The organism is Vibrio sp. JCM 18905, from assembly GCF_055393305.1.
In genome coordinates this window covers 1175751-1195843 of record NZ_AP043878.1, presented here as the reverse complement: position 1 = coordinate 1195843, position 20093 = coordinate 1175751, and the positions used below count along the sequence as shown (strand labels likewise).

At 43.7% G+C, this 20093-nt stretch carries 26 protein-coding genes; 14 read left to right on the top strand and 12 right to left on the bottom strand.

Annotation, left to right across the window (positions count from 1 at the left end; genetic code table 11):
* Positions 1 to 84: 84 nt before the first annotated feature.
* Positions 85 to 435, bottom strand: coding sequence for a DUF3147 family protein (locus ACZ5ZC_RS05255; RefSeq protein WP_005392525.1), 351 nt, complete (start codon positions 433 to 435; stop codon positions 85 to 87).
* Positions 436 to 486: 51 nt separating this feature from the next.
* Complete coding sequence (locus ACZ5ZC_RS05250; RefSeq protein WP_054867525.1) at positions 487 to 1563, bottom strand: nickel/cobalt efflux protein RcnA; 1077 nt, start codon at positions 1561 to 1563, stop codon at positions 487 to 489.
* Positions 1564 to 1699: 136 nt separating this feature from the next.
* Between ACZ5ZC_RS05250 and rcnR the strand changes: the two genes are divergently transcribed.
* The 3 genes from rcnR to ACZ5ZC_RS05235 all read left to right on the top strand — a co-directional run bounded on the left by rcnR (position 1700) and on the right by ACZ5ZC_RS05235 (position 3520).
* Positions 1700 to 1972, top strand: coding sequence for a Ni(II)/Co(II)-binding transcriptional repressor RcnR (gene rcnR, locus ACZ5ZC_RS05245; RefSeq protein WP_046873754.1), 273 nt, complete (start codon positions 1700 to 1702; stop codon positions 1970 to 1972).
* A gap of 196 nt (positions 1973 to 2168) precedes the next feature.
* Positions 2169 to 3095, top strand: coding sequence for a zinc dependent phospholipase C family protein (locus ACZ5ZC_RS05240; RefSeq protein ID WP_203342775.1), 927 nt, complete (start codon positions 2169 to 2171; stop codon positions 3093 to 3095).
* A complete protein-coding gene (locus ACZ5ZC_RS05235; protein WP_145472132.1) occupies positions 3092 to 3520 on the top strand; it encodes a hypothetical protein in 429 nt (142 codons plus the stop codon). Before ACZ5ZC_RS05240 ends, ACZ5ZC_RS05235 begins: the two co-directional genes overlap by 4 nt.
* 124 nt (positions 3521 to 3644) lie before the next feature.
* On the opposite strand, the gene ppiC is transcribed toward ACZ5ZC_RS05235, so the two are convergent.
* Complete coding sequence (gene ppiC, locus ACZ5ZC_RS05230; protein ID WP_005375342.1) at positions 3645 to 3923, bottom strand: peptidylprolyl isomerase PpiC; 279 nt, start codon at positions 3921 to 3923, stop codon at positions 3645 to 3647.
* Positions 3924 to 4200: 277 nt separating this feature from the next.
* Here ppiC and ACZ5ZC_RS05225 point away from each other — a divergent pair, with 277 nt between their 5' ends.
* A complete protein-coding gene (locus ACZ5ZC_RS05225) occupies positions 4201 to 5115 on the top strand; it encodes a chemotaxis protein (protein WP_054867523.1) in 915 nt (304 codons plus the stop codon).
* Between the two features lie 107 nt (positions 5116 to 5222).
* Here ACZ5ZC_RS05225 and ACZ5ZC_RS05220 read toward each other — a convergent pair whose 3' ends face one another.
* The 4 genes from ACZ5ZC_RS05220 to hutW all read right to left on the bottom strand — a co-directional run bounded on the left by ACZ5ZC_RS05220 (position 5223) and on the right by hutW (position 8347).
* Complete coding sequence (locus ACZ5ZC_RS05220) at positions 5223 to 5759, bottom strand: ATP:cob(I)alamin adenosyltransferase (RefSeq protein WP_048625311.1); 537 nt, start codon at positions 5757 to 5759, stop codon at positions 5223 to 5225.
* 97 nt (positions 5760 to 5856) lie between these two features.
* Complete coding sequence (hutZ, locus tag ACZ5ZC_RS05215; RefSeq protein WP_046873758.1) at positions 5857 to 6387, bottom strand: heme utilization protein HutZ; 531 nt, start codon at positions 6385 to 6387, stop codon at positions 5857 to 5859.
* Between the two features lie 56 nt (positions 6388 to 6443).
* Entirely contained in the window at positions 6444 to 6947 is a 504-nt protein-coding gene (gene hutX / locus ACZ5ZC_RS05210) for a heme utilization cystosolic carrier protein HutX (protein ID WP_047008487.1), read from the bottom strand.
* Positions 6948 to 6976: 29 nt separating this feature from the next.
* On the bottom strand, positions 6977 to 8347 hold the full coding sequence (gene hutW, locus ACZ5ZC_RS05205) for a heme anaerobic degradation radical SAM methyltransferase ChuW/HutW (protein ID WP_447820369.1): 1371 nt from the start codon (positions 8345 to 8347) through the stop codon (positions 6977 to 6979).
* Positions 8348 to 8507: 160 nt separating this feature from the next.
* On the opposite strand from hutW, the gene ACZ5ZC_RS05200 reads away from it, so the two are divergent.
* The 6 genes from ACZ5ZC_RS05200 to ACZ5ZC_RS05175 are packed head-to-tail and all read left to right on the top strand — an operon-like array spanning position 8508 to position 13092.
* The gene (locus tag ACZ5ZC_RS05200; RefSeq protein ID WP_046873760.1) at positions 8508 to 9257 is read left to right on the top strand and encodes an energy transducer TonB; all 750 of its coding nucleotides are present in this window, start codon (positions 8508 to 8510) and stop codon (positions 9255 to 9257) included.
* A complete protein-coding gene (locus ACZ5ZC_RS05195; protein ID WP_258676684.1) occupies positions 9257 to 9955 on the top strand; it encodes a MotA/TolQ/ExbB proton channel family protein in 699 nt (232 codons plus the stop codon). Before ACZ5ZC_RS05200 ends, ACZ5ZC_RS05195 begins: the two co-directional genes overlap by 1 nt.
* The gene (locus tag ACZ5ZC_RS05190) at positions 9952 to 10365 is read left to right on the top strand and encodes an ExbD/TolR family protein (RefSeq protein ID WP_005392512.1); all 414 of its coding nucleotides are present in this window, start codon (positions 9952 to 9954) and stop codon (positions 10363 to 10365) included. Before ACZ5ZC_RS05195 ends, ACZ5ZC_RS05190 begins: the two co-directional genes overlap by 4 nt.
* A 28-nt stretch (positions 10366 to 10393) precedes the next feature.
* Positions 10394 to 11263, top strand: coding sequence for a heme/hemin ABC transporter substrate-binding protein (locus ACZ5ZC_RS05185; RefSeq protein WP_054867522.1), 870 nt, complete (start codon positions 10394 to 10396; stop codon positions 11261 to 11263).
* A gap of 9 nt (positions 11264 to 11272) precedes the next feature.
* Positions 11273 to 12310: a FecCD family ABC transporter permease gene (locus ACZ5ZC_RS05180; RefSeq protein WP_464931457.1), complete on the top strand. Its 1038-nt coding sequence runs from the start codon at positions 11273 to 11275 to the stop codon at positions 12308 to 12310.
* Positions 12310 to 13092 (top strand): heme ABC transporter ATP-binding protein, encoded by a 783-nt coding sequence (locus ACZ5ZC_RS05175; protein WP_447820371.1) that lies wholly within the window; start codon positions 12310 to 12312, stop codon positions 13090 to 13092. Before ACZ5ZC_RS05180 ends, ACZ5ZC_RS05175 begins: the two co-directional genes overlap by 1 nt.
* 191 nt (positions 13093 to 13283) lie before the next feature.
* Here ACZ5ZC_RS05175 and ACZ5ZC_RS05170 read toward each other — a convergent pair whose 3' ends face one another.
* Positions 13284 to 13745 carry a TetR/AcrR family transcriptional regulator gene (locus ACZ5ZC_RS05170; protein WP_005392508.1) on the bottom strand — a complete coding sequence of 154 codons (462 nt, stop codon included), beginning with the start codon at positions 13743 to 13745 and terminating at the stop codon, positions 13284 to 13286.
* A 607-nt stretch (positions 13746 to 14352) separates the two neighbouring features.
* Here ACZ5ZC_RS05170 and ACZ5ZC_RS05165 point away from each other — a divergent pair.
* The gene (locus ACZ5ZC_RS05165; protein WP_005375307.1) at positions 14353 to 14652 is read left to right on the top strand and encodes a YfcZ/YiiS family protein; all 300 of its coding nucleotides are present in this window, start codon (positions 14353 to 14355) and stop codon (positions 14650 to 14652) included.
* Between the two features lie 74 nt (positions 14653 to 14726).
* Here ACZ5ZC_RS05165 and ACZ5ZC_RS05160 read toward each other — a convergent pair whose 3' ends face one another.
* Positions 14727 to 14999 carry a YnjH family protein gene (locus ACZ5ZC_RS05160; RefSeq protein WP_046873765.1) on the bottom strand — a complete coding sequence of 91 codons (273 nt, stop codon included), beginning with the start codon at positions 14997 to 14999 and terminating at the stop codon, positions 14727 to 14729.
* A 317-nt stretch (positions 15000 to 15316) separates the two neighbouring features.
* Here ACZ5ZC_RS05160 and ACZ5ZC_RS05155 point away from each other — a divergent pair, with 317 nt between their 5' ends.
* On the top strand, positions 15317 to 15916 hold the full coding sequence (locus ACZ5ZC_RS05155) for a hypothetical protein (RefSeq protein ID WP_464931456.1): 600 nt from the start codon (positions 15317 to 15319) through the stop codon (positions 15914 to 15916).
* A gap of 74 nt (positions 15917 to 15990) precedes the next feature.
* Here the strand turns inward: ACZ5ZC_RS05155 and ACZ5ZC_RS05150 are convergent, their stop codons facing one another.
* Positions 15991 to 17100 carry a 1-acyl-sn-glycerol-3-phosphate acyltransferase gene (locus tag ACZ5ZC_RS05150; RefSeq protein WP_464931455.1) on the bottom strand — a complete coding sequence of 370 codons (1110 nt, stop codon included), beginning with the start codon at positions 17098 to 17100 and terminating at the stop codon, positions 15991 to 15993.
* A 191-nt stretch (positions 17101 to 17291) separates the two neighbouring features.
* Here ACZ5ZC_RS05150 and ACZ5ZC_RS05145 point away from each other — a divergent pair, with 191 nt between their 5' ends.
* Positions 17292 to 17900, top strand: a complete 609-nt coding sequence (locus ACZ5ZC_RS05145) for a cupin domain-containing protein (RefSeq protein WP_047008435.1) — start codon at positions 17292 to 17294, stop codon at positions 17898 to 17900.
* 127 nt (positions 17901 to 18027) lie between these two features.
* Here the strand turns inward: ACZ5ZC_RS05145 and ACZ5ZC_RS05140 are convergent, their stop codons facing one another.
* Together ACZ5ZC_RS05140 and ACZ5ZC_RS05135 are read right to left on the bottom strand one after the other, a co-directional pair.
* Positions 18028 to 18510, bottom strand: a complete 483-nt coding sequence (locus ACZ5ZC_RS05140) for a hypothetical protein (protein WP_006742203.1) — start codon at positions 18508 to 18510, stop codon at positions 18028 to 18030.
* Between the two features lie 14 nt (positions 18511 to 18524).
* Complete coding sequence (locus tag ACZ5ZC_RS05135; RefSeq protein ID WP_104973047.1) at positions 18525 to 19058, bottom strand: nicotinate-nicotinamide nucleotide adenylyltransferase; 534 nt, start codon at positions 19056 to 19058, stop codon at positions 18525 to 18527.
* A 177-nt stretch (positions 19059 to 19235) separates the two neighbouring features.
* On the opposite strand from ACZ5ZC_RS05135, the gene nadE reads away from it, so the two are divergent.
* Positions 19236 to 20066 (top strand): ammonia-dependent NAD(+) synthetase, encoded by an 831-nt coding sequence (gene nadE / locus ACZ5ZC_RS05130; protein WP_054867518.1) that lies wholly within the window; start codon positions 19236 to 19238, stop codon positions 20064 to 20066.
* Positions 20067 to 20093 lie beyond the last annotated feature (27 nt).

Sequence of the window (20093 nt, the reverse complement as noted above, 5' to 3'; positions counted from 1 at the left end):
TAAAGAAAGAGTTCTAGTTAGAGCCTTGAAAATATAAATAAGCGAGCGCTTCGACCTATATTCTTACAATTCTCCTTTGCTCAATTAAGTTAATTCTATTCCAAACTCTTTGATAACGATGGTCACAATGAAGAAACAAACGATTGAAATAATGGCGCAAATTCCCAAAGAGAACCAAAACGAATATCGGCTCAGTAAGAAAGGAAAAACTAGAAACATCGGCAATGTAGGCAGTACATACCAAAAAGTATAAAACGCGTGGTTCGCGAGCTTTTCCTGACCTTGACCTTCAATATACATCCAAATCAAAGCTAAAATAGTGACCGTCGGGAGCGCGGCAATCAGCGCTCCCGCTTTATCACTTCTCTTGGCAACTTCAGATATCAGCACCACTATTCCTGCGGTTAACGCGTACTTAGTAATCATCCACAACATGAAAGAGCTACCTTTAATAAACAAAAAGCGACGTAATAATTACAACAGAGCTTAGCTCATTAACGTCGTAAACCCGTGCATGCCCATATACATACCAACGGCACTAATCAAGATCCCCGATAGATAAGGTGCACGACGAGCCACATCGTTCAAACCACTCCACTTCGATGTTGCTTTTTGAACGCCCACTGCCGCGACAACACCAACCGCAACTAAAGTTAACGCTAGACCAATACTGAACGACACCACCAAGGTTGCACCAAGTGTCATGGCCTTAAGTTGCAAACAAATGAGTAAAACAGTGACCGCCGCCGGGCATGGTATTAACCCACCCGTCAAACCAAACAGAAGTATTTGTCCATTGGTAACATCTCGATCGCCAAAGCGCTTTTGAATATCTAGAGCGTGAGCACGCTCATGAGCATCTTGGTACTCTTTATTCTCACCTTCCGAGTGGGAATCCGCATGAAAATGCACCTCGAAATCGTGGGTGTGATCATGGTGCCCGACCATCAACGTGACGAAAAAATCATCAGAGGCTTCAATACAGGAGGCGGATTCCAAATAGCCATCGCGCTCAATAAAGTGATAAATATCAGAAGGCTGCCTGATTGCGTTAGGTAGCACTAGTTTAACGTTTTCAGCCGTTAAAGGCTTACCGTTAAGTGTGCGTAACTGAAAACGGCAGTGATGCCCTTCTTCTACGATAGAAAGCGATAGATGCCCATGACCAGTATCGACAACTTGCGTTCTCCAGTCTCGAGCTTGCTTATGAGCTTTGTGCCAAGCTCGCTCATCGCTCCACGTTCTCCAGAACATCCATAAACCCGTCGAGACGATAATTACCCCAGAGATAAGCTGCATCCATGGCTCCGCAGCTTCTGCAGTAAATCTTTGGCTTATATACATCCCACCCGCAGCAATTATCCATACGATCGCCGTATGGGAAAGCGTTGCAGCCAGCCCCAACATCACCGCCTGCTTCACTGTTCCTTTTACGGCCACAATAAACGCCGCCATCATCGTTTTTGAATGTCCTGGCTCTAATCCATGTAACGCTCCTAATAAAATGGCGCTGGGTATAAAAAACCATCCGTTACCTTGTTGTAATAATGCGACAAAATCCATTGTTATTCTCAATATGCTCTTCTAAAGTTGCCCCAAACTATACTCCCCCCTAGTATTTAATACTACCCCCCAGTATAAGATGAGTGCTACATTATCAGTTAGAATCTCGCAGTCAGTAACTTAAAGAAGATAAGTCATGTCCCATACAACCAGAGATCAAAAGAAGCTCAATACCCGTGTCAGCAAAATACAGGGTCAGGTGAATGGTCTTAAAAAAATGCTGGAAGAAGAACATGAGTGCCAAGATGTGTTGCAACAAATCGCTGCAATTCGAGGGGCTGTAAATGGCTTAATGAAAGAGGTGATCAAAGGCCATCTCATCGAACACGTCGTATTGGAGGAAGAATTAGAAAAGCGTGAAGCTGATATGGAAGTTGTACTGAAAGTGTTGGACTCCTATATCAAATAACACGATTTCACTAATTTTTTGAAGTGCCATTATCGATTTTCATTAAAATAGATAACGCAAGTCCTAAGGCGATAATTTGCAAATGCCTCGCTCGATATCCAACACATAAACATTTATTTTTATAAGACTCGAGTCGCAGCGAACATATTGTCCTCATAGTAAACTCCATGCATTTAAACTGTACATGGAGGTTACTATGCCTGGTGCTTTCGCACATATCACAGCGGTAAATGAAGCTTCTGCTAATAATGCATTGATGAAGTTAAACATACCTCAAGAAGCAAAAAAGGCTTTAGCTCAAAATAAACGGTATTTAGAGCTCGGTTGTGTGAGCCCCGACTATCCTTACCTTGCTCTAATGAATTCTGCGCAAAATAAATGGGCAGATAAAATGCATTACAACCACGTTGGTAAGCTAATTGATGCTCTTATTCAGCAGGTAAAAGCCGCAGATAACGAACACTTTGAAAAAACCTTCTCATGGTTATGTGGCTTTGTAGCACATGTAGCAACCGATATTACTCTTCATCCTGTTGTTGAATTAAAAGTGGGCCCTTACGCAGAGAACGCCCAGCACCACAGAATTTGCGAAATGCACCAAGATGCTTATATTTGGCCATCCAGGATGCAACTCGGAAGTATTGGCCTTGCAGATAGAGTCAGAGAAAACATCGGCAGTTGTGTGGACCAGAGTAACAACAACCTAATAGATCCAGTTATTCGTACTATTTGGTCTAGTGCCCTTTCAGCTACTTACCCTGAATATGCTAAAGAATGTGAACCTGACGTAAACGTCTGGCACGAAGGATTTCAATCCGTTGTGGACAATGCTGAGGAGTCGCATCGCTTATTTCCTTGGGCGAGGCATGTGGCTTCCAAGCTAGGGTTAACTTACCCGCTTCCAAACGAAGTTGACTCTACTTATATTCAGGATTTAGAAACGCCAGATGGTATTAAGCACTACGATGAAATTTTTGATAAGGCGATTAAGACAATCCAAATATTTTGGGAAAAGCTGGCAGCTACCATTTATGAAAACCAAGATACTGGCTTTTTTGAAAATTGGAATTTAGACACTGGCCGAAATGAAAGCGGACAGCTTAGTGCTTGGAGAAATCTATGAAGCTAATCATCGTTATCACCCTTCTTCTCTCATTGACTTCTTGCGCTAACAGCTCTCAATATCCTGAAGAGGTCATGTTTGATATGGCCTCGATTTTAAAAGATGTAGCCCAAGCTGTTGACGGTGAGCTCAAGTTTGGAGACACAGCAGGACTAACAGAGAAAGAAATATTCGAAAATGCGATGTCAGCTAATCCAGCTCAAATCACCAAACTCTCACAGTTAGCTATCGATGGAAACATTTCTAATTATCGAATTCTTTCAGAGTTTCAAGGTAATAATGCAGTTATGTTGATATGTGACGGGGATACAGCACTAATGGAAGATGCAGGTTGCAACTCAGAATTTGATAAGATCTATTGGGACTCCCCAAAACCTTACTCATGCCAAATCAAACTTGATGCGGCAGCTCTTTGTACTGATTAACAGTAGGGGAAATAGAGGAAATTTATGAGTAATACATGACTTTAACTTATGCCTGTCATGTATTACTCACAATATGCAGAAACAGGTAATATTTAAAAAGCTCAAGCTTACCTGTAAGAAATCACTACGTTCTGTAAAGCACCTTTACAACATGCCAGCCGAACTTGGTTTTGACTAGATGTGGCGTCAGAACCTCGCCAGAAAAGCACACTTTGTCGAACTGAGGTACCATTTGACCACGGCGGAACTCACCAAGATCACCACCGCGCTTACCTGACGGGCAAGTGGAATACTTTTTCGCTAGTGTCTGAAACTTTGCGCCTTTTTTCAGTTGCTTGATAATGTCTTCTGCTTGCTCTTTGTGCTTCACAAGAATATGTAATGCGGCTGCTGTATTTGCCATTGATCTATCTCTCACTATTCTGGTCGCGCAAGTGTACCCAATCCCTTTTAACACGCCAAACATTTCTTGTTTATACCTAGGCGGCTTCAAGGCTCAAATACATGGGGCTATCAAACTTTCGGCATGACAAGATTAAAATACAACCAAGTTTTGCTCAGTTAATCACTATTCTTTAAGAGATTGTCTAAAAAGCTCACATTTGTCTCTCCGATGGTTGAAGCCTTCGTCTGATAAGATTAGATTAGACACAATTCGGTGGTATTTATAAGGTTATTTCATGGCAAAAGTCGTTAGTAAAGCGAATCAATCTCAGGGCATGTTGATGTTCAAACTCACCCTGCAACAGAGTTTCGCGATAGGCACGCTAAAAGTCCGTGAAATCGTTCCGTATATGCCAACCACGAAGATCCCTTACTCGCATCATCACGTCATTGGCACCGTTACAATACGTAACTTAACAGTGCCTGTGATCGACATGTCAGCGGCTGTCGGCTTTCGTCCTATCAGTGAAGAAGAATACAAGAATTGCTACTTGATCGTGACAGACTGTTTGCGAACCGTGGTCGCCTTTATGGTTCGTAGTATTGAGAAGATCATTGAATGCGATTGGAAAGCCATTGAAACCCCACCAGCGAGCGCTGGGAAAAATATTTTCGTAACAGGTATTACTCGCTACGAAGACAAAACGGTTCAGATGCTGGATGTAGAACTGCTACTTTCCAAAATTTATCCGCAATACGAAAACTCAAAGATCCCGATGCTGACAGATGTTGAACGTGAGCGCCTAAAAGCATTAAGCATTCTTTTGGTGGATGACTCTTCCATCGCTCGTAAACAGCTGTGTGATGCTCTTGATAGTATCAATATCGGATACCAAATTTGTAAAAATGGTTTAGACGCATTAGAGCTGATGAAAAGCGAGGCTGAGGCTCATCGACCAATCGATATTTTGGTCAGTGATATTGAGATGCCAGGGCTTGACGGCTACGAGCTAGCATTCGAAGTACAAAATGACTCCGCTCTTAATTACTCATACCGCATTTTGCATACGTCGTTATCGAGCGAAATCTGTGTAGACAGAGCTCACCAAGTTGGCGCACACGAGGCGCTTGAGAAGTTCAATGCTGGTGAGCTGATTGAAGCCATGCTGCGCGGTGCAAAAGAACTAGAAGCCAAAGCTATGGCTTCTTAACTCTTAACTCTTAACTAAACAGCCAAGAAGCAAATTGTCGAATATGGTGTTTTGCGGCCATTTTTTCGCGCAGAAGCTTTGATGTTCGCAGCTGCTAGTTTCTCAGGTCACTTCTTTGGCATCGAGTAACTACGAGATACAAACTCTGTCTCTTCGACTTGATTGATGTGATTAATATAAGAAGCCAAGCTATAAAGTACATTCGCCAATAAGTTCGCGTAACGAAATAGAATGGGGGCAGGTTGCTTCTTACCTGCATGTTCGATCGCAACTAATGCTCGTACCGTTTTTTTAGCTTGGCAACGGCACAAATGCAATTGACTGGATGCAGGGTGCCCTCCGGGTAGAACGAAACCTTTGAATCCACCATCAATGCGTTGCTTAAGCAATTCATAATCTGCCTTTAGCTCTTCAACTTCCGCTTCTGTAATCGCTAGCTTTCCGCGAACCGAACCATTTAGGTGATAAACATTAGGCTGCATTCTTGTCAGTATGTCGCGGCTAAACTCGTCCAGATCCATCGCGAGAACTAAACCAATACGACTACAAAGTTCATCAGCCGTGATTTCAAAGTCACAAACCGGACTGTCCTCGTAAATAAACGGATAGCAAATCTCGCTCAATTCCTTGCTCACAGGCTTCATGCTTTTGTTCCAATATAAAAAAGGGAGCCAGTATAACCTAACTCCCCTTATGCGTTCATTATTCCGAATATTCGATATTTACATGACCGGTTTACAATCAAGCACTTTCGATTTTCTTGTGACCTTCTTGAAGGTGAACAAAGTCCACTAAATCGTCGCCAGAGACTTGATACGCTTGACCAAAGCCTTTAACAAACAGTCCCGATTCTGGCTTTAAGTTAAACAACACGAAATCCTCTAGTTGGCTGAGACCATCAATAATCTCACCAAAACGCTCTTTCATTTGTCCAACAACTTGTTGCCACATCTCTGTGTCTCGCTCAACCACATTTGCTACCGCATCAAAAGTTAAGCGCTTACGAGCAAACAACTGCTTTGAAGATTCTTCATCTTCGATCATCATCAAAGAAACGTTGGGATTTTCTAGAAGGTTACGAGCATGACGAGCGATTTTAGAAATGAGTACGAAGTAGCCTTCCTGATTTTGGACATAAGGCGCGTAACTTACATTAGGGCGACCTTCTGCATCGACAGTTGCAAGCTGAAGCGTACGACGCTCCTGACGAAACTCTTTGATCTCTGGCCCTAAACGACCTTGCAAACGCTCTTGTTTAACTTGTTGATCCATATTGATACCTGACTTTACTAATTAGTATTCGAGTTGAGCCTCGATTATGTTTGTGATTACTTTTTCAATTCGGCTTGTAAGGCGCGGAATGCGGTGACTTGATCTTCAAGTAGCTCGCGCTTTTCGTTACGGCCTAAATAAACTTTGAAAATATTGCTTCCGCACTCAGAGAAAAAGCCAAAATAGTGACTCTCTCTACCCATAAACGGTTTGCTGACCAACGCTACATTTTTAACATTATCTAGCTTCAAGTGACCGTGTAGCTCACCTTCTCTGCCCATTAAATTGTAATAGCCACGCGCCACTTTTCCCTTTGGGAATGGCGCTTTGACTTCAAAAATAGAGCCAAAAGAGTGAACAATAGTCGTCACCGGGCCGAAACCAACCAAACCTTCTAGAATGCTTTGTGCTTGCGCTCCTGGAGCGATGGCCACCATTTCCTGCGGCAAAGCCGCAACAACCTCAAATTCAGAAATACCGAGACGTTCTGCCATCGCTGCTGGCAATAATTGCGGTTCTTGCTCTAGTAATGCTTCAACTTGTTGTTTGATTGATTCCATATGTTTTCCGTCTTTTTTCAATTTTTTCATTAATTATTGGATACTTTCGGTACGGTTTCGTTCATCTCTGACGTAAGTACCTGAATACAACCTTGAGCCAATGAAACGGCCCAGAAACTGCCTGCAAGAGTAAGAAGTAGGCTACGTTCATGCAGTTCCACTAAACCTTTTTGCTGCCACACTTTAAATAGAGGCATTAAAAACCCGAACGTGTCCTCCCCCATAAACGATGGCAGTTGGTTTGCCTGAACGATACCGCGATCAAACCCAGATTTGAGTGCAGCAAATAGTGGCTCTAGAGGGCTTTGCTTCATCATCATAGCGATGGTGCTTTGCCCTTCTTTGATGGCTTTAATATAGGTCGCCAATGTGCGATGTTGCATCATTCCGTAACCACCGATATTACCTCCAGCGCCACAGCCAATTGGCAGTACCTCTGCATATGTCTTGGCTAAACTGTTGTATAAACTACGTTCACGGTTATCGATTGCCCAATGGTTCACACTCAGTTGCTTCATATGGTGTTTGGCCATAAAGTTCACACCGAGCTCATACATGCCTGCTTTTTCTGGCGTGGTAGCTGGTGGGGGGATTTTTCCTTTTTCTACAAGGTTAAGCATGGGTGCTGAACCACCGACTACCAACTGATATAAGTCCAACCCGTGTGCGCCAGTCGAGAGAAAATCATTTAAATCTTGCTCTAACACTTCTTTGGTTTGATAAGGCAAGCCGTAGAGTAAATCGATAATGACAGGAATTTTGTCTTCGTTGGCAATCTCGCTAACTCGCTTGAGCACATCTTCTCTATCATCTAATCGTTTCGCGCTGCGACGCACTTGTGTATTAAAACTTTGCACACCAAAAGAGAAACGATTAAATCCACCGTCGAGAGCGCCTTGGTATAGCTCATCAGAAAAACGGTTGATGCGACCTTCTAAGGTGATTTCACAATCCGCAGCCAAAGGAAAGTGCTCATGAATCGCCTGACCCAACACGCGAACCTGTGCTGGAGACAGATCCGTTGGCGTTCCACCACCAATATACACAGCATGGAAAATACCGTTTTGTGTCCAAGGCAATGCAGCTTTCTCCTTGAGCTCCTGCATCAGTGCGTCAAAGTACTCATCAACCAGTGCGCGGCTCGCAGCATTTTGAAAGAAGTTACAAAAGGTGCAACGTACGCGACAAAATGGAACGTGAATATAAAGACAACGTTTATTGGTCGCTTTAACCGAGTTAGCGGTAACGCTTGAAAAAATCGCCTGTTGCTGAGGTGGAGGTACAGGCACGCTCGCTCCGCCAGCGTGCGCCGAATGTTTCTTAACAAAGGCAAATCGCAATGGGTCAGGGCTATCGCTTCCCAACACTAATTCGTCAAATTTATCGATATCGACGCTCATATATACTCGCTTAGCTCCCACCATATAAGGGGTAGAGGCTGGTCTTTAAAAATCTGCAAGAATCATAATTTGAGCGTAATGATAATGCAATTGATAATTGATCTTATTTCGGTTGTGAGTAATAATCTGCTCAAGTTTTCATAGTTTCCCGAGATATTCCGTGAACGTACAAAGATATGTCATTGCAGGAGGTGCTTCCCTTGCCATCCATGCCGCACTTCTTTTTGTTTCTCAAGAAACGAAAGTGTTCGCGATGCCTGCTGGAAATCCAGCAAGTTCGGTAAGTTTAAACCTTGTATCGGCTCCACCACCTACCGTCGAAAAATCCACGCCAGAAAATGTGGCGCCACCAAAAGAGCCGCAGCCTCAGGAGCAGCCTGAGCCAGAAAAGAAGATCGTAAAGAAACAGGTCGTTAAGAAAGACGCTGTTAAGAAAAAGGTAGTGAAGAAAAAAACAGAGCCGGTTAAACAATCTAAGCCTAAGACGGTGGAACCAGCCAAAGCCATAACAAAACAAGAGAATCAGCCCGAAGCCAAACCGAAGAAAAAAACGGAACCGGCGAAGAAAGAGATGGTCGCTCAGCAAACCGCGCCAGCGAGCCAATCCAAAGGGGCAACGTCTCAACCTATTTTGGTCGACAAACCAACGTTTGTGAATCAACCAACTCAGCCTCGCTACCCAAGATCTGCACAAAGGCGAGGTATCGAAGGCGTAGCCCTATATGAAATATGGCTCGATGAAAATGGCAATCAAATTAAACAGGTTTTGATTGAGTCTTCCGGCACAGAATCGCTGGACGCCTCAGCGCTTCGTGCCATCAAACAGTGGCAATTTACACCACATATTTCGGGCGGGCTAAAAGTGGCTCACCGAGTACAAGTACCTGTTCGTTTTAAGTTGGATGGATAATGGAACAACTACAAGAATTACAAACTCAACTTGGCCTAATGACATGGCCTTTGATCATTTGCTCAGCCCTCACCGTCATGATCATTACCGAGCGGTTATTCCACGTTTTGATTAGCCTTGGCGTCGGGAAACGAGCCATTCGCCAAAAACTCATTGGGTTAGACCCAACGAATGGAAACGATCTTGAGACGCTTGCAGAAGAATTGTCGCATAAGCGACCGCTCCTTTATCGTGGCGTTGCCATGTTGCTTGCCCATCACTCTTTCTCAAAGTCTCTAAGAGAAGATGCCGCAGGCATTTGGCTACAAGAAAAACGTCATCAGCTGCATTCTGGCCTTCGCTTACTGACGTTGATTGGCGTCATTAGCCCTTTGATTGGTTTGCTTGGTACGGTACTTGGCTTAATTGAGATGTTCAAAGGCATCGCTGTCTCAACGGGGAATATCACCCCGAATGATTTGGCAGACGGTCTAGGTTTGGCCATGCGCACTACTGCAGCAGGTCTTATTATCGCCCTTCCTGCGATTTCAGGAGCACAAATCATTGGTTTGTGGGCGGATCGTGTGATCGCCAAACTCGAACACACATTAAACTATGTCAACTTATGGCTTGAAGGTATCTCTCTGCAACACGTGTCGCCAGAAAATTCAACATTAGCAGTGCGCTCTTCTGCAAAGGTCGAGGCAGAAGCACAATGATTAAAACGCCACAAGACAACACTCGTAACGACTTAACTCCAGATTTAACACCGCTCTTGGACATCATTTTTATCGTAATGGTTTTCCTGATGTTAACTGCAGCGGTCAAGCTCGATTCATTAGATGTCAATTTACCGAGTACAGAATCTCAGGCCGTTGCAGATGTCGATAAGCAATCCATCACGGTAAATATTCTCAAAGACGAGCCTTACTGGGCCATTAACGGCAAGACATACATCGATTGGGACAACTTTACCCTCGCGCTGCTAGAAGAGAGTAAATCAAGCGATAAACCGATTGTGATTGGAGCAGAAAAAACCGCGAACATTCAGTCGCTAGTTCAACTTCTCGGCTTTTTACAAGAAAACGGAATTCAGGCAACTCAGTTACTCACTGAAGAGCCATCATAAAAATAAGTAAGATAGAGATCCTTTCAAAATGAAGAACACACGTGCCACCATTCATGCTGTTGTTACGGCAGCCATTTCCCTACTTGCGAGTAGCCAACTTTTTGCCAATGAAACACCATCATCAGAGCGTGTTGTTAGTGCAGGCAGTGCCGTCACTGAACTGTTGCTTGAACTCGACGCCAAAGATAGCTTGGTTGCTATCGACGTAACCAGTCAGTTACCAAAAGGCATGGAGCTGCCCAAAGTAGGCTACCATCGCCGCCTTTCAGCAGAAGGGTTGCTCGCCTTACGTCCGACAAAAGTCATTGGCTCTGATGAGATGGGACCGAAAACGGCATTGAACCAATTAAAATCGGCGGGGGTAGATGTAGAAATCGTCAATACCGATGCCAACGTTGAGGGCCTTTACCAACGTATCGATCAAATTGCGAACCTTATGAATCGCCAGGCTAAAGCGGAAGATTTAAAGCAAGATGTGAAAGCACAAGTTCAAGCACTCAATGCAAATCAACCTGCTCAAGCTCAGAAAAAGAAAGTACTGTTTCTACTCATCCATGAAGGTCGACCTGCGAACGTTGCAGGATCAGAAACCACACCCGATGCAATTATTCAGCTAGCAGGCGGACTAAACCCAGCTGCTGACCAGCTGTCTTCTTACAAGCCTTTATCCACAGAAGCCATGGTAGAGATGCAGCCTGACGTTATTCTCGTTAGCGGTCGCAGCTATGAAACGCTGGGCGGTGCCGATGCGATTTTAAAAGCAATGCCACTTCTCGCCGCAACACCTGCGGGAATGAATAAAAATATCATCACGATTGACGGTCACGCCCTTGTTGGTGGTTTGGGTCTTAAAAGCCTTGTAGAAGCCGAACGTTTGAATGCGCTGCTTTACCCATAGAGACATGACATGTTGTTAAGACGTATCTCCCTTTCAACGACGTTATCCGTACTTAGCGGCTTTTTAGCATTTGTTGCTATCGCCTCTATTACCGTTGGTCCAATGAGCATTAGTTTCACTGACAGTTTGCGTAGCCTAACAGGAAGCAGTTCTGATCTCGCTCCTCACATTCAGTTGGTGATTAATGAGATCCGATTACCTCGCACCATTTTATGTATGTTCATCGGGGCTATTTTGGCGATTTGTGGCGTGGTTATGCAGGGCTTATTCCGTAACCCGTTGGCCGAGCCCGGCATCATTGGCGTGTCTGCTGGCGCTGCTCTTGGTGGTGCATTCGCTATTGTTGTATTTGCTGAGTTTAGCCAAAACTATCCGCAACTGATGAACTTAGCTGCGCTGCCTCTTTTTGCTTTCCTAGGTGGTGCGTTGACGACCATTCTCGTTTATAAACTCGGCACAAGTAAGTTTGGTACCTCAGTTACGATTATGTTGTTAGCCGGCGTTGCCATCAGCGCGCTCTCGGGTGCTGCGATTGGCTACATGAACTTTATCGCAGATGGTCAGATGCTGCGAGACTTGACGCTTTGGTCGATGGGCTCATTAGCTGGTGCAAATTGGTCAGGGATTGCTCTATCTGCTGTAACACTCGTCATCCTATTACTCTGGTTCCAGAAGAAGTCGATGGCGCTGAATGCTCTTCTGCTAGGGGAATCAGAAGCAAGACACTTGGGAGTTCCGGTCCAAAAACTCAAACGACAGCTTATTTTGCTCTCTGCATTGGGGGTTGGTATTACGGTGAGTATTAGTGGTGCAATTGGTTTTATCGGGCTCGTGATTCCTCACTTAGGACGCATGCTAGCAGGCCCCGACCATCGAACGCTACTGCCAATCTCTGCACTCATGGGAGCGCTGCTTCTTACCGCTGCTGATATGTTTGCTCGTATTGCCGTGGCACCAGCAGAATTACCCGTCGGTATCGTGACCGCCTTGATCGGTGCCCCCTTCTTCATCTACTTATTGTTCCAGCAGAAAGGGAAGATTTTGTAATGAACCAGATCGTTTTATCGGGTAAAAACATTTCAATGAAATTTGGCAAGCGCGTTGTTCTCGATGACATCAATATTGATATCCGAGCTGGTGAAGTGACCGCCCTACTCGGCCCCAACGGTGCGGGCAAAAGTACTTTGCTCAAGCTTCTGTGTGGTGAAATCTCTTCAAATCATGACATCGCCTACTTCGGTAAACAAAAGCATGATTGGGAGCCTGAAAAAAGCGCAAAACACATTGCGATGCTCCCACAGCACAGTACGTTGACCTTCCCATTTTTAGCCAGAGAAGTGGTCGAATTAGGCGCGATTCCGCTATCGCTGTCCAATAAAGAAACCACTAAGTTAGCTTTACATTACATGAAACAAACCGATGTAATGCATTTGGCAGAAAGCCTCTATCCATCTTTATCTGGTGGCGAAAAGCAACGATTACATCTAGCACGCGTGATGACACAGCTACACCAATCTGGCGAGGAACGAATCTTGATGCTTGATGAGCCAACCTCTGCGTTAGATCTCGCCCACCAACACAACACGTTAAAGATTGCTCGTGAGGCCGCGAAAACACAGAACGCCGCGGTCGTTGTCGTGTTGCATGACTTGAATTTAGCCTCCCAGTACGCAGACCGACTTGTACTTTTACATAACGGAAAACTGGTTTGTGATGACACACCATGGAATGCACTGACGCCAGAACGCATTGAGCACGTTTATGGCTACCGCTCCATCGTGACAAAACATCCAACTTTAGACTTTCCTCAAGTTCACGCCGCCGCTTAGCGTGTATCTCTTCTGAGCCGTCTCTTCTGCTTTCCAAACGACAAAGGCCCGCAATAATCATATTGCGGGCCTTTGCTTTGATATTTAATCGAATCTTGGGCTCAAAAGAGCGGCGAGAAAATTACTGTGTTCTGCCTTGGCTTTACAACCAAAGCAGCAAACAAGTGTTCATCTAGCGCTCTCAATTGCGATTACTTACTCATTTGGATCAATGAACGACCAATCAACCACTCGAGCTCTTTGTCACCACCTGCGCCAAACTGGCTTTCAACCATTTTGTATAAACGGTCAATTCCGTTAGCAGCAAATTCTTGCGCATTTTCGGCCGTGACAATGTGATGGAATAGCAGTCGTAAAATCGCGAGGAACTCAGCATCTTCCAGTGCTTTAATCCAACTTTGTGAAAATGCACTTAGCCCTTTATCAAACTCTAGGTGTTCAATAAACATTTTAAAGATACGGCCATCCAGTGCGGCGGTGAAGTCCGTTTTCTTAGGGAAGTGATGGCTAATACCGGTACGAGATATACCTGTCTGCTGACTTAGAGTCGTGTACGACATTTTGTCGTAACCTAGTCTTAGTAGCTGATCAACAACGGCATCCATGATCTTTTGGATAGTGATTTCGGTATCTTCTTTACTACGCTTTGGCATATTTTAAGCTCTTCTCTTTGTAAATCCATCTAACTCACTATTAAATGAGGCCAGAATGAAATCATTCTTAGCATTATACCCAAGTTGCCCAAGGCACTTCGTTAAGCGAAACCTAAAAATTGAACCGCTAACACCTGCGCATTAAGGCCATTTGGATATATGTACTGCGACTACTTAATATAAAGTTAAGTTCCAAATCATAACGTCTTTACACTGCGTAATGTGCAATTTGCAGTTATGTTTTTGTCAATACATGCTACTCAAAATAAGGCGAAAAGTTAGTCTCATCAAAACCTTGCGCCAATTATTCATCGAAACTATTCAAAGACCAAGAATGATAATTATTAAAAATAATCAATCAAGAAATAGTCTTATAAATTGTCCATTAGTTCAACTGGGCTGAGCGAAATCTCGTCACTATGTTCGTTAATTGATTTTAAATGTTGATATATATCACATTAACGTTCTTGATGATTTAGTAATCCAATCTTTAACCCTTACTTAACAAGCGCCTATTCTGTTCTTTTTTTATTCAAAACTCGTCATTTTTGTAGATACAGATCAAATACCTGATAGAATACCCTTAGTATTTACAAGAGGATTCGTTATGAGTGTCGAATTAGAAAAAAACCAAGTATGTGAAGCTTGCGGCTGCGCAGGCGAGATTGGCTTCATCATCAAAGAAGGTGACGAAGTTGCCGACGTAACGGTTTTCGCACAGACAAAAACAGAGCTAGAGTCTGAACTACAAAAATACATTGAGCTCGCTAAATCAGTATGTGCTGATGTTGAATACAATGTTTCTGAAATAACAGAAGAGTCAAACCAAGCGACGGCTCGATTCAAATTTGAAGTAAGTGCTGAAAAGCTTATCTTTGAATTAAAAACTCGCTCACTCGCGCGTTAATGGAAAAAGCGAGCTCTGTGCTCGCTTTTTTATTTTTCCGTTATCCTAATATTAAACAGACCGTTTTTTGGCGTTTATTTATCTTTTTTGAATACCACCCACTTTAACGAACCATTCGTTTCAAAATCGTTCTCAGCTGTACACATCAGTAATACACCCTCAACATTAATCACGGCTCCGGTGGTGTAGGCTTTATCATCGTAGTAACAGATACGCTGACCTACCTTGCCGTCAGCGACCACCAGCGCTTTGCTTTCTGGCGTACTGTATGATTTAGCAAAAGCGGCCCCAGATAGTAGTACTGCTACAACACCAGCGACAAAAATAGACACTCTTTTTAACTTCATGAAAATCTCCCTCAGACGCTCATGATACTAACAAGGACGCTTGTTCAGTTCTTGGCAGAACCTCATATTCTTCATATCTCTACTGATATTTTTCTCACATTTACTTTTAAATAAACTATATAATCAATCACTTAATCATTCCCTAACTTGCACACTGAAGCAACTCGGCATCGTGAGAGCGTGTATGCTTTCAGATAAAGCCCTAATTTGAAGTTCTTGGGCTAAAAATCAAAAACTGTTAACAAAGTATGCATAATGAGTCTATTTAAGTATAAGATGAGCACTTAAGATCTCTATGTTTAACTAAGTCTCTGGCTATGCGTTTTGTTTCCCTTTTCCTTACTTTGATGCTGCTCTGCTTCTCATCTTACGCATATGAGCTAGATTACTACTCTAAGTTTGGTCACACCGATAATTACGGTAATCTTGATCTACGAAACAAACCTTACACCCAATTACCTTCTGGGTTAGTGGTCAAAGGCAACTTAAATATCTCGCAAACCCCGATCAAAAAGCTGCCTAAGGGGCTTGATGTTGGAGGCAGTTTGGAAGCAACCAACAGCGCGCTCAAAACCATTCGCTCAGGTACAAAGATAAAAGGTTATGCGAATCTACTGGGTAGTCAGATCGAAAGCTGGCCTAGGGGCATCAAACTCGGCGGTTATCTGAACTTGACGGATACACCATTAAAAACGCTCCCAGCTAAACTTCGAGTCAAAGGCGATTTAAGTGTTATTCGCACTCCTATCTCTGCTCTTCCTGAAGGATTGGTGGTTGATGGTAACCTTTATATAGGAGGATCCGCGCTACAAGTATTTCCAGACACGATGACGGTGAAAGGGAATATCTTTTTAGGTGGTAACAAGATCACCAAGTGGCCTAGCAATTTAACCCTTGGCGGGGCTGTTGCACCTTAAAAAGCAGACAAGAAAAAGCCCCGGGAAACCGAGGCTTTAAGGCGTTCATAATCCATCAAGTTCAGTGATGAATATTACTCTTGATTGTTCACTGGGTTGGCATAGCTCGCCACCAAATAAGGTCTTGCCCCTTCAGGTAACTGCTCCAATTTATCCGCGAGGTGACGCTTCACCGCCTCTGTGATGATGCTTGAATCTTCGCGTCCAGCAGCTAGCAAGTTGATTGGGTACAACTTGTAGTTGTTGTGAATTTGGCGGTCGATTTCGCCGGCAAGAGATTCTGGCGTTTCAAACTCTTGATCAATCACATCACCAAACGCGACATGCACACGGCCTTTATAACCAATGATGCCCTGAATGATGCTTTCGATATCTTCAAATTCACCTTTTTCATAACGGCCATTTTCTGCTTTTTCGTACAGCTCTTTTGCTTTGGCAATGTCACATGGATCATTTTCATAGGCAATCGAGACAGGAACGATTTTCAAAGAACGCGTGTATTCACCAAAGCTGATCTTCTGCTTGCGGCCTTCAACATGGAACATTTTTAAAATCGCAGGATCAGTAAAGTCGTTTCCATCTTTGGCACGACCTTCCTTTTGGGCAATCCAAATTGAATTACCGGTATCAAGCGAGTGTTTAATGTAGCTCGACAGTTGTCCTAATGCTTTCATCATTTCTCTAGGCGCCTTAGCAGAGCGCTTAACGATGAAGCTTTTATTGAGTCGCATCAATTCAGTCGCACATGGCTTCTTCAGCAGGTTGTCACCAATCGCAATACGAACTGTACGGTGCCCACTTTGGTACAAGCCATAGTTTACTAGCGCAGGGTCCATCGCAATATCACGGTGGTTAGAAACGAATAAGTACGACGTTTTTTTATCCAGCTTATCCAAACCAGAAAAAGTGACGCCATCCGTTGTCTTATTCAATGTATCTTTCAGATACTTCTTCACTTCAATCTGAATCGCTTCTACAGAATCAAGCTTGCTCCATTTAGCTTTCAGGTAGATGCGCAGGATCGGGCTCATTAGCGTTTTAAACCACGCTGCTTTATTAGCAAAGCGATGATCGAGAATAGCAGTGATAAATTCATCATCTTGGATTAGACGATCCAGCGCTGCTGGAATTTCTTCGTCATTGTAAGGACGAATTTCAATATAAGGATCGGTATTGGCAGTCATTGTTCATTACATATCAAAAAAAGCTGGCACATTTTACGCATAGTTTTGCTGACAAGCAGCATTTCAACCCATACTTTTAACATGGTCATACCAGTTAGGCTACAATTTCTCATGCTAAAAAATTCTCTCAGCTGGTTGGAATCGTATAGGTTTAACGTTACCCTTAGCGCCAAAAAACACTGGTACTCATAATGAACTACGCAATTGAATTTCACGACGCTAAATACCCCTTTCTTGAAGTAGCTGCGCGCAAAAAAGCACTGAAGCACAGTCTACTGTCTGTCGTAGAAGGGTTAGCCGTCATTAAATTGGGTAAGCAGGAGTATGCCATTGAACCAGGCCAATATTTTTGGATTCCTCAAGGATGTTTGAGCTCCCTCACCTTTTTACCTAATTCTCGTGTATATCGTTGTGATTTTTCTGTGCGTTTAAATGATGACTTCTCACAACAAGCAGGTTTTGTGAAACCTTCACCGCTGCTAAAAGCCCTCGTCGAGAAACTAGCAACAACAGCCGAGCGCTCAGATCTGCAAACCGATCTGCTGACGGTAGTAAGACATGAAGTATTGACTCTCTCTCCTAAACTAGCGCACTCAACGTTAACAAAAACCATCAATCAGTGGACGCCTGGTTGTGACATGGACATTTCTAAAGAGCTGTGCTTGGTACTCACACTCCGTGAAGCAAGAAAAATGAAGCTGTCGGGAAAAAAAGAAGAGCAGATTGTCGATACGCTTTTTGCGGGTAACACAGAAGAATATGAGCAACTTTGCTTTTTGGTCTTTGGAGAAGCGCTATAACTCGCATTCTAAAGAGTCATCTTTTCAGTATTACGCAGAGTGACGCGCGCAGAAAATAGAGACTCAGATAAAAATAAAAAGGGCGTACATGGATGATGTACGCCCTTTTTATGTTCGCTCAAGGTGACTAGAAGGGAACTTCTATCTGCATCATCCAGTCAGCGTCGTAATATTCGTGCCAACGATAATCAAATCGCATTCTCGGCTGTCCGTCGGATTTATCACCAAAACCCACGCTGAACATCAGGCCATGACTACGGAGCCACTCTTCTGTGTCCATTTTGCTCTCTTCGTCTCGGAGCTCTTCCGGCATCCAAAAACCAAGCCCAAAATAATTCTTTTCTAGATTCTGGGTTAGGAGTGGTGTGTCTTCCGGCTTAATCGCCCACTCTTCCCAATAGTTTTCTGTTGGCCCTTCGAATTTCGCTTCCGCAGCATACCAAATCAACGCATCCGTACTTAATACGCCAATGGAATCTAAAATTTCTTCACAGATAGGAAGGGTGTTATCTTCAAACACAACAGAACGATCAGAAAAATAGTTACACGCAGAATGAGCTTGTGTGACCACAAGCAGCGCACATGCACTAAATACGGCTAATCTGACCATGAAAATCTGACCTCTCAGTTCCCAGATAATGTTTCTTTGTATAAGCCTTCGTTAAGCAACAATTCACAAACGGACGGGGTTGTGTAGGCGTTTATGTCTTCACCCGTAACCAATGCGTTACGTATATCCGTGCTTCTGACTTTTACTTTTTCAGGGCACGCCATAACAGTCCAACGTTCCATAATCTCGTCTGCTCTACTAAATTTAGCAAATTTGAAGAAATTATCAGGACCTATGACAAAAGTTATATCGGCTGTTGGGTAGATTTCTTGAATTTTTTCTAACAACGCATAGGTTGTCACACTTTGTCCGGGTTGGTATAAAGCTTGCTCTGCATCAGAACGCTGAACATTAGAAAGCCCCATGTCTTTGATGAATGCATCAACCATTTTGCACCGAGTTGGGTAATCGAGCATATTCTTGCCCCAAGCGTGTGCAATGCTAGGTTCAAGTAGCACAAGGTCAAAGTGGCTCAATGACTCAATAACACTTTTATGCCCTAAACTAGGTGGGTTAAATGCACTACCAAAAATGGCGATTTTTTTCATATCCGGTGATTACCTGGTTGAAGAGAGTTTTCTAATCTGATGATTTCGGTATGATACTACTAATCTTTACAGCTTTTGACCCTAAAGTCGTGTTTATCAGTCTCAATTGCATGGTTTATCACCATTTGAGCAAGCGGGCTTTGGTGTCTGAAATATTTGCAGGAAAAGGAACCCTAAATGGAACAATCCATCCGTGATGAAATGCGTGTACTCCCTTCAATTGATCCGCATTTTGAAATTGAACGCCGTATTGCTTTTATTAAGCGTAAGCTACAAGAAGCAGGTTGTAAGTCACTCGTGCTTGGCATTAGTGGCGGTGTTGACTCAACCACGTTAGGTCGCCTTGCCCAGCTTGCAGTAGAACAATTGAATGCGGAATCTGGTACTGACAAATATCAGTTTATCGCAGTACGTCTGCCTTACGGTGAGCAAAAAGATGAAGATGAAGCGCAACTGGCACTCTCTTTCATCAAGCCAACACACTCTGTGTCTGTGAACATTAAAGATGGTGTTGACGGTTTGCATGCGGCGATTGATACCGCGTTGCAAGGGACGGGCCTGCTTCCGACTGAAGCCGACAAAATTGATTTCGTAAAAGGTAACGTAAAAGCGCGAGCTCGTATGATTGCACAATATGAAATCGCTGGTTACGTTGGCGGCTTAGTATTGGGAACAGACCACTCAGCAGAGAACATCACTGGTTTTTACACTAAGTTTGGTGACGGCGCGTGCGACCTTGCCCCTCTATTTGGTTTAAGCAAGCGTCAAGTCCGCGAGTTGGCTGCAACATTAGGCGCACCAGAGCTACTTGTTAAGAAAGTACCAACGGCAGATCTAGAAGAACTAGAGCCGCAAAAAGCAGATGAAGATGCTCTGAACTTAACTTATGAACAGATCGATGACTTCTTAGAAGGCAAACCCGTTCCACAGCAAGTGAGTGATCGTCTGGTAGCGATTTACAAAGCAACGCAGCACAAACGTCAGCCAATCCCAACGATTTACGACTAAGCGATATTTTCCGTTCACTTTTAAACT

Excerpts from the sequence above, each read along its gene's own strand:
- ACZ5ZC_RS05255 (WP_005392525.1), bottom strand. The coding sequence starts at position 435 with ATGTTGTGGATGATTACTAAGTACGCGTTAACCGCAGGAATAGTGGTG.
- ACZ5ZC_RS05250 (WP_054867525.1), bottom strand. The coding sequence starts at position 1,563 with ATGGATTTTGTCGCATTATTACAACAAGGTAACGGATGGTTTTTTATA.
- rcnR (WP_046873754.1), top strand. The coding sequence starts at position 1,700 with ATGTCCCATACAACCAGAGATCAAAAGAAGCTCAATACCCGTGTCAGC.
- ACZ5ZC_RS05240 (WP_203342775.1), top strand. The coding sequence starts at position 2,169 with ATGCCTGGTGCTTTCGCACATATCACAGCGGTAAATGAAGCTTCTGCT.
- ACZ5ZC_RS05235 (WP_145472132.1), top strand. The coding sequence starts at position 3,092 with ATGAAGCTAATCATCGTTATCACCCTTCTTCTCTCATTGACTTCTTGC.
- ppiC (WP_005375342.1), bottom strand. The coding sequence starts at position 3,923 with ATGGCAAATACAGCAGCCGCATTACATATTCTTGTGAAGCACAAAGAG.
- ACZ5ZC_RS05225 (WP_054867523.1), top strand. The coding sequence starts at position 4,201 with ATGGCAAAAGTCGTTAGTAAAGCGAATCAATCTCAGGGCATGTTGATG.
- ACZ5ZC_RS05220 (WP_048625311.1), bottom strand. The coding sequence starts at position 5,759 with ATGAAGCCTGTGAGCAAGGAATTGAGCGAGATTTGCTATCCGTTTATT.
- hutZ (WP_046873758.1), bottom strand. The coding sequence starts at position 6,387 with ATGGATCAACAAGTTAAACAAGAGCGTTTGCAAGGTCGTTTAGGGCCA.
- hutX (WP_047008487.1), bottom strand. The coding sequence starts at position 6,947 with ATGGAATCAATCAAACAACAAGTTGAAGCATTACTAGAGCAAGAACCG.
- hutW (WP_447820369.1), bottom strand. The coding sequence starts at position 8,347 with ATGAGCGTCGATATCGATAAATTTGACGAATTAGTGTTGGGAAGCGAT.
- ACZ5ZC_RS05195 (WP_258676684.1), top strand. The coding sequence starts at position 9,257 with ATGGAACAACTACAAGAATTACAAACTCAACTTGGCCTAATGACATGG.
- ACZ5ZC_RS05190 (WP_005392512.1), top strand. The coding sequence starts at position 9,952 with ATGATTAAAACGCCACAAGACAACACTCGTAACGACTTAACTCCAGAT.
- ACZ5ZC_RS05185 (WP_054867522.1), top strand. The coding sequence starts at position 10,394 with ATGAAGAACACACGTGCCACCATTCATGCTGTTGTTACGGCAGCCATT.
- ACZ5ZC_RS05180 (WP_464931457.1), top strand. The coding sequence starts at position 11,273 with ATGTTGTTAAGACGTATCTCCCTTTCAACGACGTTATCCGTACTTAGC.
- ACZ5ZC_RS05175 (WP_447820371.1), top strand. The coding sequence starts at position 12,310 with ATGAACCAGATCGTTTTATCGGGTAAAAACATTTCAATGAAATTTGGC.
- ACZ5ZC_RS05170 (WP_005392508.1), bottom strand. The coding sequence starts at position 13,745 with ATGCCAAAGCGTAGTAAAGAAGATACCGAAATCACTATCCAAAAGATC.
- ACZ5ZC_RS05165 (WP_005375307.1), top strand. The coding sequence starts at position 14,353 with ATGAGTGTCGAATTAGAAAAAAACCAAGTATGTGAAGCTTGCGGCTGC.
- ACZ5ZC_RS05160 (WP_046873765.1), bottom strand. The coding sequence starts at position 14,999 with ATGAAGTTAAAAAGAGTGTCTATTTTTGTCGCTGGTGTTGTAGCAGTA.
- ACZ5ZC_RS05155 (WP_464931456.1), top strand. The coding sequence starts at position 15,317 with ATGCGTTTTGTTTCCCTTTTCCTTACTTTGATGCTGCTCTGCTTCTCA.
- ACZ5ZC_RS05150 (WP_464931455.1), bottom strand. The coding sequence starts at position 17,100 with ATGACTGCCAATACCGATCCTTATATTGAAATTCGTCCTTACAATGAC.
- ACZ5ZC_RS05145 (WP_047008435.1), top strand. The coding sequence starts at position 17,292 with ATGAACTACGCAATTGAATTTCACGACGCTAAATACCCCTTTCTTGAA.
- ACZ5ZC_RS05140 (WP_006742203.1), bottom strand. The coding sequence starts at position 18,510 with ATGGTCAGATTAGCCGTATTTAGTGCATGTGCGCTGCTTGTGGTCACA.
- ACZ5ZC_RS05135 (WP_104973047.1), bottom strand. The coding sequence starts at position 19,058 with ATGAAAAAAATCGCCATTTTTGGTAGTGCATTTAACCCACCTAGTTTA.
- nadE (WP_054867518.1), top strand. The coding sequence starts at position 19,236 with ATGGAACAATCCATCCGTGATGAAATGCGTGTACTCCCTTCAATTGAT.